The organism is Streptomyces sp. NPDC021093 (assembly GCF_044333135.1).
Lineage (GTDB): Bacteria > Actinomycetota > Actinomycetes > Streptomycetales > Streptomycetaceae > Streptomyces.
Map to the genome: position 1 here is coordinate 134,187 of NZ_JBIRQJ010000014.1, position 13,207 is coordinate 147,393.

Annotated in this window: 14 protein-coding genes; all 14 read right to left on the minus strand. The window is 68.8% G+C overall.

Features of this window, described 5'->3' with window-relative positions:
* Positions 1–14: 14 nt before the first annotated feature.
* Positions 15–1,607: a F0F1 ATP synthase subunit alpha gene (gene atpA / locus ACH4SP_RS35815; RefSeq protein WP_398421429.1), complete on the minus strand. Its 1,593-nt coding sequence runs from the start codon at positions 1,605–1,607 to the stop codon at positions 15–17.
* Between the two features lie 129 nt (positions 1,608–1,736).
* Positions 1,737–2,552 carry a F0F1 ATP synthase subunit delta gene (locus ACH4SP_RS35820; protein ID WP_398421431.1) on the minus strand — a complete coding sequence of 272 codons (816 nt, stop codon included), beginning with the start codon at positions 2,550–2,552 and terminating at the stop codon, positions 1,737–1,739.
* The gene (locus ACH4SP_RS35825; RefSeq protein WP_398421432.1) at positions 2,549–3,094 is read right to left on the minus strand and encodes a F0F1 ATP synthase subunit B; all 546 of its coding nucleotides are present in this window, start codon (positions 3,092–3,094) and stop codon (positions 2,549–2,551) included. The genes ACH4SP_RS35820 and ACH4SP_RS35825 overlap by 4 nt, the downstream gene beginning before the upstream one ends.
* A gap of 42 nt (positions 3,095–3,136) precedes the next feature.
* Entirely contained in the window at positions 3,137–3,394 is a 258-nt protein-coding gene (atpE, locus tag ACH4SP_RS35830; protein ID WP_189826685.1) for an ATP synthase F0 subunit C, read from the minus strand.
* Positions 3,395–3,484: 90 nt separating this feature from the next.
* The gene (gene atpB / locus ACH4SP_RS35835; RefSeq protein WP_398421434.1) at positions 3,485–4,294 is read right to left on the minus strand and encodes a F0F1 ATP synthase subunit A; all 810 of its coding nucleotides are present in this window, start codon (positions 4,292–4,294) and stop codon (positions 3,485–3,487) included.
* A gap of 228 nt (positions 4,295–4,522) precedes the next feature.
* Positions 4,523–4,960: a hypothetical protein gene (locus ACH4SP_RS35840; protein WP_398421703.1), complete on the minus strand. Its 438-nt coding sequence runs from the start codon at positions 4,958–4,960 to the stop codon at positions 4,523–4,525.
* A gap of 279 nt (positions 4,961–5,239) precedes the next feature.
* On the minus strand, positions 5,240–6,559 hold the full coding sequence (locus ACH4SP_RS35845) for an MraY family glycosyltransferase (protein ID WP_398421436.1): 1,320 nt from the start codon (positions 6,557–6,559) through the stop codon (positions 5,240–5,242).
* Positions 6,560–6,664: 105 nt separating this feature from the next.
* A complete protein-coding gene (gene glyA, locus ACH4SP_RS35850) occupies positions 6,665–7,957 on the minus strand; it encodes a serine hydroxymethyltransferase (RefSeq protein WP_398421438.1) in 1,293 nt (430 codons plus the stop codon).
* Positions 7,958–8,219: 262 nt separating this feature from the next.
* A complete protein-coding gene (locus tag ACH4SP_RS35855; RefSeq protein WP_398421440.1) occupies positions 8,220–8,867 on the minus strand; it encodes a protein-tyrosine-phosphatase in 648 nt (215 codons plus the stop codon).
* Positions 8,864–9,511 (minus strand): L-threonylcarbamoyladenylate synthase, encoded by a 648-nt coding sequence (locus ACH4SP_RS35860; protein WP_398421442.1) that lies wholly within the window; start codon positions 9,509–9,511, stop codon positions 8,864–8,866. Before ACH4SP_RS35860 ends, ACH4SP_RS35855 begins: the two co-directional genes overlap by 4 nt.
* Before the next feature lie 50 nt (positions 9,512–9,561).
* Positions 9,562–10,407, minus strand: a complete 846-nt coding sequence (prmC, locus tag ACH4SP_RS35865; protein ID WP_398421444.1) for a peptide chain release factor N(5)-glutamine methyltransferase — start codon at positions 10,405–10,407, stop codon at positions 9,562–9,564.
* 38 nt (positions 10,408–10,445) lie between these two features.
* Positions 10,446–11,525, minus strand: coding sequence for a peptide chain release factor 1 (prfA, locus tag ACH4SP_RS35870; RefSeq protein ID WP_398421446.1), 1,080 nt, complete (start codon positions 11,523–11,525; stop codon positions 10,446–10,448).
* Positions 11,526–11,632: 107 nt separating this feature from the next.
* Positions 11,633–11,857: a 50S ribosomal protein L31 gene (rpmE, locus tag ACH4SP_RS35875; RefSeq protein WP_398421448.1), complete on the minus strand. Its 225-nt coding sequence runs from the start codon at positions 11,855–11,857 to the stop codon at positions 11,633–11,635.
* A gap of 173 nt (positions 11,858–12,030) precedes the next feature.
* Positions 12,031–13,143 (minus strand): LCP family protein, encoded by a 1,113-nt coding sequence (locus ACH4SP_RS35880; RefSeq protein ID WP_398421450.1) that lies wholly within the window; start codon positions 13,141–13,143, stop codon positions 12,031–12,033.
* Between the last annotated feature and the right edge of the window lie 64 nt (positions 13,144–13,207).

Sequence of the window (13,207 nt, forward strand, 5' to 3'; positions counted from 1 at the left end):
GGTCCCTTCCGTCGTCACTTGGAGACGTTGACGGAGACGTCCTCGCCCAGGGACTTGCCGTCCGAGGTCTCGAAGCGCCCCTTGAACGTGGCAATGGCCTCGGCGACGGACTGGAGCGTGTCGTCCGACATCTTGCCGCCGTCGGCGATCGAGGTGAGGAGCTCCTTGCGCTCGCGGCGCAGGTAGTCCAGCAGCTCGTTCTCGAAGCGGCGGATGTCCTCGACCGGAACGTCGTCCATCTTGCCGGTGGTACCGGCCCAGACGGAGACGACCTGCTCCTCGACCGGCATCGGCTGGTACTGGCCCTGCTTCAGCAGCTCGACCATGCGCTTACCGCGCTCCAGCGACGCCTTGGAGGCCGCGTCCAGGTCGGAACCGAAGGCGGCGAACGCCTCCAGCTCGCGGTACTGGGCGAGGTCCACGCGGAGTCGGCCGGAAACCTGCTTCATGGCCTTGTGCTGGGCGGAGCCACCGACGCGGGAGACCGAGATACCGACGTTCAGCGCCGGGCGCTGGCCCGCGTTGAACAGGTCGGACTCCAGGAAGCACTGGCCGTCGGTGATGGAGATGACGTTGGTCGGAATGAACGCCGACACGTCGTTCGCCTTGGTCTCGACGATCGGCAGACCCGTCATCGAACCGGCGCCCATGTCGTCCGACAGCTTCGCGCAACGCTCAAGGAGACGCGAGTGCAAGTAGAAGACGTCGCCCGGGTAGGCCTCACGGCCCGGCGGACGGCGCAGCAGCAGCGACACGGCGCGGTAGGCGTCGGCCTGCTTCGACAGGTCGTCGAAGATGATCAGGACGTGCTTGCCGGCGTACATCCAGTGCTGGCCGATGGCCGAACCGGTGTACGGCGCCAGGTACTTGAAGCCGGCCGGGTCGGACGCGGGGGCGGCGACGATCGTCGTGTACTCGAGCGCGCCGGCCTCCTGGAGCGCACCACGCACGGAGGCGATGGTGGAGCCCTTCTGACCGATGGCGACGTAGATGCAGCGCACCTGCTTGTTCACGTCGCCCGAGCGCCAGTTGTCACGCTGGTTGATGATCGTGTCGACGGCCAGCGCGGTCTTGCCGGTCTGGCGGTCACCGATGATCAGCTGACGCTGACCGCGGCCGACCGGCACCATCGCGTCGACGGCCTTGTAGCCGGTCTGCATGGGCTCGTGCACGGACTTGCGGACCATGACGCCCGGAGCCTGCAGCTCCAGGGCGCGGCGGCCCTCGGTCTCGATCTCGCCGAGGCCGTCGATCGGGTTGCCGAGCGGGTCGACGACGCGGCCGAGGTAGCCCTCGCCGACGCCGACGGAGAGCACCTCACCGGTGCGCTGCACCGGCTGGCCCTCCTCGATTCCGCTGAACTCGCCGAGGACGATCGCACCGATCTCGCGCTCTTCGAGGTTGAGGGCGAGACCGAGGGTTCCGTCCTCGAACTTCAGCAGCTCGTTCGCCATGGCCGAGGGAAGACCCTCGACCTTCGCGATGCCGTCGCCGGCAACGCTGACAGTTCCGACCTCCTCGCGCGAGGCCGCGTCCGGCTGGTACGACTGGACGAAGTTCTCCAGTGCGTCCCGGATCTCCTCCGGCCGGATCGTGAGCTCCGCCATCTGGGTTCCCTGCTCTCCTTGTTGGGCCCGAAGTTTTCTAGGGGTCTGGGGTCGGCCCCCAGGAATCCTCTGCGGCCCAACCGGGCCGCTGGCAATGCGTGGTGCTGCGTACGTAATGCGTGGGTGGCGTCAGCCGGCCATCCGTCGGGTCGCCTCGTCGAGGCGCTCCGAAATGGTCCCGTTGATGAACTCGTCGCCGACGCGGACCTGGATCCCACCGAGGACCGCGGGGTCCACGTCGAGGTTCAGGTGCATCTCGCGGCCGTAGATCTTCGCCAGGGCCGCGCCGAGGCGCTGCTTCTGCTGGTCGGTCAGCGGCACCGCGGAGGTGACCTCCGCGACCATCCGGCTGCGGCGCTCCGCGGCGAGCTTGGAGAGGGAGTCGAGTCCCGCTTCCAGGCTACGTCCACGAGGCTGCGTCACAAGGCGTACAACCAGACGCTCGGTGACCGCCTCGGCCTTGCCGCCGAGCAGGCTGCGGAGCAGCTCGCTCTTGGCGGCGACGGAGGCCGACTTGTTCGTGAGCGCGGAGCGCAGACCCGTGTCGGACGAAACGATCCGGCCGAAGCGGAACAGTTCGTCCTCGACGTTGTCGAGCGTCCCGGCCTGCTGCGCTGCGGTGAAGTCGGCGGTGTTCGCCAGCTCCTCCAGCGTGTCGACCAGGTCGCGGGACTGCGACCAGCGGGACCTGACCATGCCCTTGACCAGGTCGACGGCGGGGCCGTCCACCTGACCGGTGAGCAGGCGTCCGGCCAGCTCGGCCTTGGCCTCACCGGCCTGCGACGGGTCGGTCAGGACCCGGCGCAGCGAGACCTCACGGTGGAGCAGCGCGGTGACGGCGGACAGGTCGCCGGCCAGCTTCGCCGCGTCGACGGAGCTGGTGTCCGTCAGCGCGTCGAGGCTGTCCCGGGCGTTGCCCAGTGCCTCGCGGCTCGCGCCGTTCATCGGGCCGCCTCGGCCTTCTCCTCAAGCTCGTTGAGGAAACGGTCGATGGTGCGGCTCTGGCGGGCGGAGTCCTCAAGGGACTCGCCGACGAGCTTGCCGGCCAGATCGGTGGCGAGCTTGCCGACGTCCTGGCGCAGCGACAGTGCGGCCTGCTTGCGGTCGGCCTCGATCTGGGCATGCCCGGCAGCGATGATTTCCTCACGCTGCCGCTGGCCCTCTGCGCGCAGGTCTTCCTTGAGCGCAGTGCCCTGCTCCAGCGCCTCCTGACGCAGGCGCGCGGCCTCGTGGCGGGCCTCGGCGAGCTGGGCCTTGTACTGCTCCAGGACGCTCTCGGCTTCGATCCGGGCCTCATCGGCCTTCTCGATACCGCCTTCGATGGCCTCGCGGCGCTCTTCCAGAACCTTGTTGATGTTCGGGAGGAGCTTCTTGGCGAGGAAGCCGAAGACGATGACGAAGGCGATCAGACCGATGACCAGCTCGTCAGGATGCGGGACCAGAGGATTCTGAGGCTCCTCAGCCGCCGCAAGGAACAGAGCGTTCACATCAGTGCCTTCCGTGAAAGGTAGTTGGCTGTCGGTCCGGGCTTACTGGTAGACGAAGCCCATGACGATGCCGATGAGGGCGAGAGCCTCACAGAAGGCGAAGCCCATGATCTGGTTGGTGCGGATCAGGCCGGCGGCCTCGGGCTGACGCGCGAGGGCCTGGGTGCCGTTACCGAAGATGATGCCGACGCCGACGCCGGGGCCGATCGCGGCGAGGCCGTAGCCGATGGAGGCGACGTTGCCGACGACGTTCTCCTTGGCACCGGCAGCGAGGTTGACAAGCTCGAGAGCAGCGGACATGCCGTTACTTCCTTCTCTTTCACGGACCGATGGGGGTTGGCCACCGGACGTCTGTTGGTTCGGGGGGCGGGCCGACTCAGCAGGGCTGAATCAGTGGCTCTTGGCGAGCGCGCCCTGGATGTAGCTGGAGGCCAGGAGCACGAAGACGTACGCCTGGACGGCCTGGATGAACAGCTCGAAGACCGTCATCACCAGGACCATGACGAAGGAGACGGTGCCGTAGGCGATACCGATCCCGTTCATCAGGTACCAGGAGGCCAGCGTGAACATCACGATCAGCAGGTGGCCGGCGAACATGTTCGCGAACAGTCGCACCGCGTGAGTGAAGGGCCGGATGACCAGGTTCGAGAAGAACTCGATGACGACGACGAGCGGCAGGACCCAGCCGAGCGACTTGTCGTAGCCGGTGATGTTCTTCCAGGCGCCGGTCCAGCCGTGCTTCTTGAAGGTCAGCGAGACCCAGAGCACGTACACGATCAGTGCGAGACCGGCCGGGAAGGCGATCAGCGACGGGACCGGGAACTGGGCGAGCGGAACGATGGACCAGACGTTCATGATCCATACGAAGAAGAACAGCGACACCATCAGCGGGACGTACTTCTCGCCGTCCTTCTTGCCGATGATCTCGTACACGATGCCGCGGCGTACGAAGTCGTACCCGGCCTCACCGATCATCTGGACCTTGCCGGGCACCAGCTTCGGCTTGTTGAAGGCCGCCCAGAAGAAGGCGACGATCACAAGCGAGCTGAGAAGTGCGAGCAGCATCGGCTTCGTGAACTCGAAGCCCGCCACCTCGAACATCGGCTTGTACAGGAAGGTGTGGAGGCCCGGAGCCGGGAACCCGCATCCGGAGAAAATGTGGCAGCTCGCATCAAAGGCAAGCGTTGTGTCAGCACTCACCGCGGGCTCCTTCAGCGTGGCGCATAGGTACGGCAACCTCGTTGTGTCGGCGCGGCAGGAAGCCGCGGGTCGGCACTGGACTGGTGGTCTTGGAAAGCTGGGCGGGGCGGTTCGGCATCGAGCCTCGCGCTGGGACAGGCGTCAGCTCTGATGCCCGCGCCCGCAGTGCCGCAGTTGGCACCGGACGATAGCAGGATCTCGAACGGCCATTTATCCCGGCCCTACCCTTCACGACGACGACCCGGTCTTCTGGGACTTGTCGGCCCCTGCGGACGAGTCGTCGACATAAAGAATCTTGGCCTTCATGTAGGCGCGCGCCTGGGCGGCGATCCACACGAGGGTGACGGCGAGCAGCGTGAAGCCGAACGCCTTGAAGTCGAACAGCTCTGTTCCCTTGAACACTGCCAGGAAGACGAACAGCAGCAGCAGTTGGAGCACATAGAGCAGGAGCCCCATGGCCTGGAAGAGCTGCGGCAGCCGCTTCGCGGTGCGCTGGAGTGCCACCAGCCCACCCCCCATGAAGACGATCGCGACCGCCGTGCCCACGAGTGCTCCGAGCGCTGCCTCGCCGCCGCCGACCACCGCGCTGATCCCGACGGCGAGGACGCCGACGGCAGCGGAAGGTACAGCGGTTCGGAGGAGTGTCCGGACGTCGTTGGACGGCATGGCGGCAGCTCCGCTTTGCTTGGTGGGGGCAGTGGGTGTCGTCATGGACGAGCGTAAGCCCGGATCGAGAAGGGTCCTCGGGCCGCCGGACCGTCGCACCGCGGTCCTGCGGCTCTGTCGCCGGGTCTCGTGAACCGTATCACAAACTATTTGATGCAGTCTTTACCCGAAAAGTGTGGTTGCTGTCACACATGAGAGTGAGTCCGCCCGTGTGTGCAGTGAACGTCATCGCTTTGTCTGGTAATGGGATGCCGTGAGGCAATCGTCAACGCGGGTATGTCAGTTGAAACGCGAACGGGGGCCCACCGCTGTCGCCCCGTTGACGCCGGCCGGGACCGGGTCGCGGTCTCCTTCGTCGCTTTCGTCCCCCGCTTCACGGGCCGTCCGCCCGTCCGCGGAGGCCGCCCTGGAGGAGGCCACCACCTGGGTCCGCCGACGCCTGTAGCGGGGCGGAACGAACGCCTCCATCCAGCGCGGGGCACGCGGTGTGAAGCGCGGCAGCAGCAGCAGGAGGAGACCCAGCGCGCTCAGCGCGACGATGAGCAGCACGAACCACATGCTCTCCTTGGCCACCGAGTAGGCCACCATGCCGAACGCGATCAGCGCCGACCAGAAGTACATGATCAGCACCGCCCTGCTGTGCGAGTGCCCGATCTCCAGCAGCCGGTGGTGCAGATGCCCACGGTCGGCGGCGAACGGCGACTTGCCCTGCCAGGTGCGCCGCACGATCGCCAGGATCAGGTCCGCGAACGGGATCGCGATGATCGTCAGCGGCAGCAGCAGCGGAATGAAGACCGGCAGCATCGCGTGGGTGGCGTTGCGCTCGCCGCCGACGAAGAGCTTGAGCGCGTCCGGGTCGACCTGCCCGGTGATCGAGATCGCCCCGGCTGCGAGGACCAGACCGATGAGCATCGAGCCGGAGTCGCCCATGAAGATGCGGGCCGGATGCATGTTGTGCGGCAGGAAGCCCAGGCACATGCCCATCAGGATCGCCGCGAACAGCGTCGCGGGGGCCGCCTCCTCGATCCCGTACCGGAACCACATGCGGTACGCGTACAGGAAGAACGCGGCCGTGGCGATGCAGACCATTCCGGCCGCGAGCCCGTCCAGGCCGTCCACGAAGTTCACCGCATTGATGGTGATGACGACCAGGGCGACGGTCAGCAGGTTGCCCTGCCAGTCGGTCAGGGAGACCGAGCCGACACCGGGGATCGGCAGGTACAGGACGGTGAGGCCCTGCATGACCATGACTCCGGCGGCGATGAACTGGCCGCCCAGCTTGATCAGCGCGTCGATCTCGAACTTGTCGTCAAGGACGCCGATCAGCCAGATCACGGCCGCTCCGGAGAGCAGTGCGCGCGGCTCGTTGGAGAGCTCGAAGACGCCGTTGAGGCTCGCCAGGTGGTCCGCCACCAGCAGGCCCGCGCACAGACCGCCGAACATGGCGATCCCGCCGAGCCGCGGTGTCGGCTCCCGGTGGACGTCACGGGCGCGGATCTCCGGCATCGCTCCGGCCGCGATGGCGAACTTCCGCACCGGGCCCGTCAGCAGATACGTCACCGCGGCCGTGACGCAGAGCGTCAACAGATATTCACGCACGGGCTGCCCCACAGTTGTCGCTGACCATCTCAGCCCCACACCCTAGCTTCGCGGCCGCGGGGTTGAAGACACACGGGTGCCCGTGGCTGGTTCCGCGACGCGGATTCATCCCGCGTAAGGGGGAAACCTCCGGGCCAGCTCCCGTACCTCCGTGGGCGCATTCCGCTCTCCCCTCAGCGCCAGCGCGAACACCGCGACGATGCGCGCCATCTCCGCCTCCCCCATGCCCTGGGTGGTCACCGCGGCCGTGCCCAGCCGCAGCCCGCGACCTTCTCCGCTGTGACATTCTGCGGCTCCGCCGCGGGGGAGGGCGCAGGTGTCCAGCACCACGCCCGCCGCCGCGAGCAGCGCCCGCGCCTCCCGTCCGTCCATCCCCAGCGGTGCCGGGTCGACGGTGATCAGATGGGTGTCCGTGCCGCCCGTCGTGACGGCGAAGCCCTCCGCGGCCAGCCCTTCCGCCAGTACGCGCGCGTTGGAAACCACCTGATGGGCGTACGTGGTGAAGGCCGGCCGCGCCGCCTCACCGAAGGCCACCGCCTTCGCCGCGATCGTGTGCATCTGAGCGCCGCCCTGGGTGAACGGGAACACCGCCCGGTCGATCCGCTCCGCCAGCTCCTCGCCGCACAGCAGCATCCCGCCGCGCGGCCCGCGCAGCACCTTGTGCGTGGTCGCGCAGACCACGTCGGCGTACGGAACGGGATTGGGCGCCGCTCCCCCGGCGACCAGACCGATCGGGTGCGCCGCGTCCGCCACCAGATAGGCGCCGACGTCGTCCGCGATCGCCCGGAAGGCCGCGTAGTCGGGGTGGCGCGGGTACGAGATCGAGCCGACGACGATCGCCCGGGGCCGGTGCGTTCGCGCCAGGGCGTGCACCTGGTCGTAGTCGATGAGCCCGCTCTCGGCGTCGACGCCGTACCCCACCACGTCGAACCAGCGCCCCGAGAAGTTCGCGGGCGAGCCGTGCGTGAGGTGCCCGCCGGACGGCAGCCCCATGGCCAGCAGGGTGTCCCCCGGCTGCAGCAGCGCCGCGTACGCCGCGAGCACCGCGGCCGACCCGGAGTGCGGCTGTACGTTCGCGTGCGCGGCGCCGAACAGGCCCTTCGCCCGGTCGATCGCGATCCGCTCGGCTCCGTCGACGAGCTCGCAGCCGCCGTGGTGCCGGGCGCCCGGATACCCCTCCGCGTACTTGTTCGCCAGCGACGAGCCGAGCGCGGCCAGGACGGCCGTCGAGGTGAAGTTCTCGGCGGCGATCAGCTGGAGCCCGTCCGCCTGCCGACGTGTCTCGTCCCGTACGAGCCCGGCGATCTCCGGGTCCTGCCGGGCGAGCGCGTCGAAGTCCGCGCCCGGGTGGACGGGGGCCGGCGCTGGTACGGGTGCGGGTGCAGTGATGGCGGGCATCTCTGGCTCCGGGCGGGGAGGGGACGTCGACGTGTCCCCCAATGTAGGCCCGCCCCGCCGACCCTGCCCGGCGTACGTACCGCTCAGTGCTTGGGCGGGACCCCGTCGGAGCCGGGGGTCAGTGCTTGGGCGGGGCCCCGTCAACGCCGTCACCACCGGGTCCCCTCCCGCACGCGCCCCTCGCACCGTTCGGCCCGAGGGGCCTCCCGGGCTTCGGGCCGCTGCGCCGGACTCCGTCCGCCGGCCCCACGTCGGCCGGGGGTCAGTGCTTGGGCGGGGCCCCCGTCAGAGCCGTCACCACCGGATCCAGTGCCGCGTTGATCTCCTCGCCGATCGAGCGGAAGAAGGTGATCGGAGCACCGTACGGGTCGTACACCTCGTCGGCCTCCTCACTGGGGGCCAGCAGCCAGCCGCGCAGCGCCGCAGCCGCACGGACCAGGGCGCGGGCGCGTTCGACCACGCCGTCCTCAAGAGGGTCAGGGAGGGTGAGCGGGTCTATGGCCCGTACGAGGCGGTTGAACTCCTTCAGGGTGAAGGTGCGCAGGCCCGCGGAGTGGCCCATGGAGATGACCTGGGCGCGGTGGTCGCGGGTCGCGGTGAGGACGAGGTCGGCGCGGATGACGTGCTCGTCGAGCAGTTCGCGGCCGGTGAAACCGGAGGCGTCGGCGCCGAAGTCGGCGAGGACGGCGGCGGCGTTGGCCTCCATGGGGGCGCCCTCGTGCCCCCAGGTGCCGGCGCTCTCCACGATCAGGCCGCCGAAGGAGGGATCGCCGAGGCGGTCCTCCAGGGCATGGCGGGTCAGCCGCTCGGTGATCGGCGAGCGGCAGACGTTGCCGGTGCTGACGTGGAGGATACGGAAGGTGGTCCCCGATATGCCTTCTGCTGTGCCACGCCCGTCAAGGGCGGTCAACTCGCCACCTCAAGATCGGGTACGACCTTGCGGAGCTCCTCCGCGCTGAGCACTCCGGCCCGCAGGAGCACCGGCACCTGGCCGGTGACGTCGACGATGGAGGACGGCAGGTTGCCGGGGGTGGGGCCGCCGTCCAGGTAGACCGAGACGGAGTCGCCCAGCATGTCGAGGGCCGCGTCGCAGTCCTCGGGGGCCGGGTGTCCGGTGAGGTTGCCGGAGGAGACGGCCATCGGGCCGACCTCGGTGAGCAGCTCGATGGCGACCGGGTGCAGCGGCATCCGGATGGCGACGGTGCCCCGGGTGTCGCCGAGGTCCCACTGGAGGGACGGCTGGTGCTTGGCGACCAGGGTGAGGCCGCCGGGCCAGAACGCGTCGACGAGCTCCCAGGCCTGCTCCGAGAAGTCGGTGACCAGGCCGTGCAGGGTGTTCGGGGAGCCGATGAGCACGGGGGTGGGCATGTTGCGGCCCCGGCCCTTGGCGTCGAGGAGGTCGGCGACCGCCTCGCTGCTGAACGCGTCCGCGCCGATCCCGTACACGGTGTCGGTGGGCAGCACGACCAGCTCGCCGCGGCGGACGGCCGAGGCGGCTTCGCGCAGACCGGTCTTGCGGTCGGTCGCGTCGTTGCAGTCGTATCGCCGTGCCATTTAACGGACCCCCTCGGGCAGGAACATCGGGCTGTACGAGATCAGGCTGCTCACGGCATCGCCTTGCGGGCGGTCGCGAAGCGCGGCCGGTTGTTGAGGTCCGGGTGGTCGGCGGCGTCCGCCCAGCCCCGCTCCTCTGTGAAGATCCACGGGACCTGGCCGCCCTGGGTGTCGGCGTGCTCGATGACGACGACGCCGCCGGGCCGCAGCAGCCGGTGCGCGGTGCGCTCGATGCCGCGGATCAGGTCGAGGCCGTCCTCACCGGAGAACAGCGCCATCTCGGGGTCGTGGTCGCGGGCCTCCGGAGCGACGTACTCCCACTCGGTGAGCGGGATGTACGGCGGGTTGGAGATCACCAGGTCGACCTGGCCGTCCAGCTCGGGGAGCGCGGTGAGCGCGTCCCCGTGGTGCAGGACGACGCGGGACCCGGCGACGTTCTTCCGGGTCCACTTCAGGGCGCCCTCGTCCAGCTCCACGGCGTGCACGCGCGAGCGCGGCACCTCCTGGGCCAGCGCGAGCGCGATGGCGCCCGAGCCGGTGCACAGGTCGGTGATCAGCGGTTCGACCACGTCCATGGCGCGCACGGCGTCTATGGCCCAGCTGACGACCGACTCGGTCTCCGGGCGGGGCACGAAGACGCCGGGCCCGACCTGGAGCTCCAGGTAGCGGAAGAAGGCGCGCCCGGTGATGTGCTGGAGCGGTTCGCGCGCCTCGCGGCGGGCGATGGCCTCCCAGTAGCGGGCGTCGAAGTCGCTGTCGGGGACCCGGTGCAGCTCTCCCCGCTTGACACCGTGCACGAACGAGGCGAGCTCCTCCGCGTCGAAGCGCGGTGAGGGCACGCCGGCGTCGGCCAGCCGCTGGGTGGCCTGCGCCACCTCGGCGAGCAGCAGATTCATCCGGATCCTCCGGCTTGCAGGGGTTGAGCTAGGGACTGTTACTGCGCGGCAGCGAGCTTCGCCGCGGAGTCCGCGTCGACGAGGGCCTGGATGACGGCGGCGAGGTCACCGTCGAGCACCTGGTCCAAGTTGTACGCCTTGAAGTTCACACGGTGGTCGGAGATCCGGTTTTCCGGGAAGTTGTACGTCCGGATCTTCTCGGAACGGTCGACCGTACGCACCTGGCTGCGACGCACGTCCGAGGCTTCGCGCTCGGCGGCCTCCTGGGCGGCGGCGAGCAGCCGGGAGCGCAGGATGCGCATGGCCTGCTCCTTGTTCTGGAGCTGGCTCTTCTCGTTCTGGCAGGAGGCGACGACACCGGTCGGCAGGTGCGTGATGCGCACCGCCGAGTCGGTGGTGTTGACGGACTGGCCGCCGGGGCCCGAGGACCGGTACACGTCGATACGGAGATCGTTGGCGTGGATCTCGACGTCGACCTCTTCGGCCTCGGGCGTGACGAGCACGCCGGCGGCGGAGGTGTGGATGCGGCCCTGCGACTCGGTGGAGGGCACGCGCTGCACGCGGTGCACGCCGCCCTCGTACTTGAGGCGGGCCCAGACGCCCTGGCCGGGCTCGGTCGCGCCGTTGCCGCCCTTGGTCTTCACGGCGACCTGGACGTCCTTGTAGCCGCCCAGCTCGGACTCGGTGGCGTCGATGATCTCGGTCTTCCAGCCGACGCGCTCCGCGTACCGCAGGTACATGCGCAGCAGGTCGCCGGCGAACAGGGCCGACTCGTCGCCGCCCGCGCCCGCCTTGACCTCAAGGATGACGTCCTTGTCGTCACTGGGGTCCCGGGGGACGAGGAGCAGCCGCAGCTTCTCGGTGATCTCCTCGCGCTGCTTCTCCAGGTCCTTGACCTCGGCCGCGAAGTCCGGGTCGTCCGCCATGAACTCGCGGGCGGTCTGGATGTCGTCACCGGTCTGCTTCCAGGACAGGTACGTCCGGATGATCGGGGTCAGCTCGGCATAGCGCTTGTTCAGCTTGCGCGCGTTCGCCTGGTCCGCGTGGACCGACGGGTCGGCCAGCTTCTTCTCAAGATCGGCGTGCTCGCCGATCAGGTCCTCGACCGCCTCGAACATCTCGGGCTCCTGGTTTCGCTAAGTTTAGGAAGGTGCGGTGCGTCACGACAAAGCGCCGGTCATCGCCGCCCCGGTACGGAGCGGTCGAGGACCGGCGCGATGACTCGCTACTTCGCGGCGGAGCCGGCAGCCTTGCCGAAGCGGGCCTCGAAGCGGGCCACACGGCCACCGGTGTCGAGGATCTTCTGCTTGCCCGTGTAGAACGGGTGGCACTCGGAGCAGACCTCGGCGCGGATGGCGCCGGCGGTCAGGGTGCTACGGGTGGTGAACGACGCGCCACAGGTGCAGCTGACCTGGGTCTCGACGTACTCGGGGTGAACATCGCGCTTCAAGGTGACTCCTAGAGTTTCGGGAGGGCGCCGGGTCGCATCCGCGGATTTGCGGGTACGTGAACCGGGGCCGACGGACCAGTCTGCCAGGGCTGGCCCGCGCTTCAAAATTCGAAGGTAATCGTCTCAACGGGGACGGGCCCCGAGGTATTCCGGACCGGGGCCGGCAGCGGGTTTCAGCCGCTCTTGACGATCTTGCCCGCGTCGCCCTTGTCGCCCGCCGAGCCCTCGGTGACGGACGCCGGAATGGGCTGCTCCGCCTTGAGCGCCTGCCAGAGCTGCTGGGACTGCTTCTCCAGCGGAAGGACCCGGTTCGGGTCCTGGGGGTCGTACTGGACGGGCAGCGTGACCATCTTCATGTCCTCGGCGCCGATCCCCTTGAGGCCGTTGGCGAAGGAGATGAGGCTGTTCACGGAGGCCAGGTCGCTGTCGGTGGTGATGGCCTTGGTGGCCGCGTCGGCGAGTCCGTACAGCTTCTTCGGGTTGGTGAAGACGCCGACGTCCTTGACCTGGCCGATGAGGGCCTTCATGAACGCCTGCTGGAGCTGGATGCGGCCGAGGTCGCTGCCGTCGCCGACGCTCTTTCGCGTCCGTACGAGGCCGAGGGACTGCTCGCCGTTCAACCGGTGGGTGCCGGGCGGGAGATCGAGGTGGCTCTTGGTGTCCTTGATCGCCTCGTTGGTGGTGACCGGGACGCCGCCGAGCTCGTCGATGAGCTTCTTGAAGCCGGTGAAGTCGACCTCGACGTAGTGGTCCATCCGGATGCCGGACATCTGCTCCACGGTCTTCACCGCGCAGGCGGGCCCGCCGACCTCGTACGCCGTGTTGAACATCTGGCGCCGGGCAGTGGGGATCGGCGTCCTGCCGTCCTTGTCCGAGACGCAGTCGGGGCGGGTGATCAGGGTGTCGCGCGGGATCGAGACGATGCTGGCCTTCTTGTGGCCGGGGTACACGTGCAGGATCATCGCGGTGTCGGAGCGGGCCCCGCCCTCGTCCGTGCCGTACTTCTCGTTGTCGCCGTGCCGGGAGTCGGAGCCGAGGACGAGGATGTCCTGCGAGCCGTTGTCGACCTCGTCGGGGCGGTTCGCGCCGAGGGCGCCGTTGATGTCGACGCCCTTGAGGTTGCCGTCGAGCTTGACGTACACGTAACCGAGACCGCCGCCGCCCACCAGGACCACTCCCGCGGCCACCCAGGCCAGCGTGGTGACGGTCCTGCGGCCCTTGGTGGGTCCCTTGCGGCGTTTGCCGGTGGCCCGTATTCGGCCGCTGCTCCTGCCCGTGTCGCTCATGCGCTCCTCAGTCCCTCGTGGATACCCGCGTACCCCCTGGCGTGGTGGATCAGGCACGGTTTGT

Excerpts from the sequence above, each read along its gene's own strand:
- atpA (WP_398421429.1), bottom strand. The coding sequence starts at position 1,607 with ATGGCGGAGCTCACGATCCGGCCGGAGGAGATCCGGGACGCACTGGAG.
- ACH4SP_RS35820 (WP_398421431.1), bottom strand. The coding sequence starts at position 2,552 with ATGAACGGCGCGAGCCGCGAGGCACTGGGCAACGCCCGGGACAGCCTC.
- atpE (WP_189826685.1), bottom strand. The coding sequence starts at position 3,394 with ATGTCCGCTGCTCTCGAGCTTGTCAACCTCGCTGCCGGTGCCAAGGAG.
- ACH4SP_RS35840 (WP_398421703.1), bottom strand. The coding sequence starts at position 4,960 with ATGCCGTCCAACGACGTCCGGACACTCCTCCGAACCGCTGTACCTTCC.
- glyA (WP_398421438.1), bottom strand. The coding sequence starts at position 7,957 with ATGCCCGCCATCACTGCACCCGCACCCGTACCAGCGCCGGCCCCCGTC.
- ACH4SP_RS35860 (WP_398421442.1), bottom strand. The coding sequence starts at position 9,511 with ATGGCACGGCGATACGACTGCAACGACGCGACCGACCGCAAGACCGGT.
- prmC (WP_398421444.1), bottom strand. The coding sequence starts at position 10,407 with ATGAATCTGCTGCTCGCCGAGGTGGCGCAGGCCACCCAGCGGCTGGCC.
- prfA (WP_398421446.1), bottom strand. The coding sequence starts at position 11,525 with ATGTTCGAGGCGGTCGAGGACCTGATCGGCGAGCACGCCGATCTTGAG.
- ACH4SP_RS35880 (WP_398421450.1), bottom strand. The coding sequence starts at position 13,143 with ATGAGCGACACGGGCAGGAGCAGCGGCCGAATACGGGCCACCGGCAAA.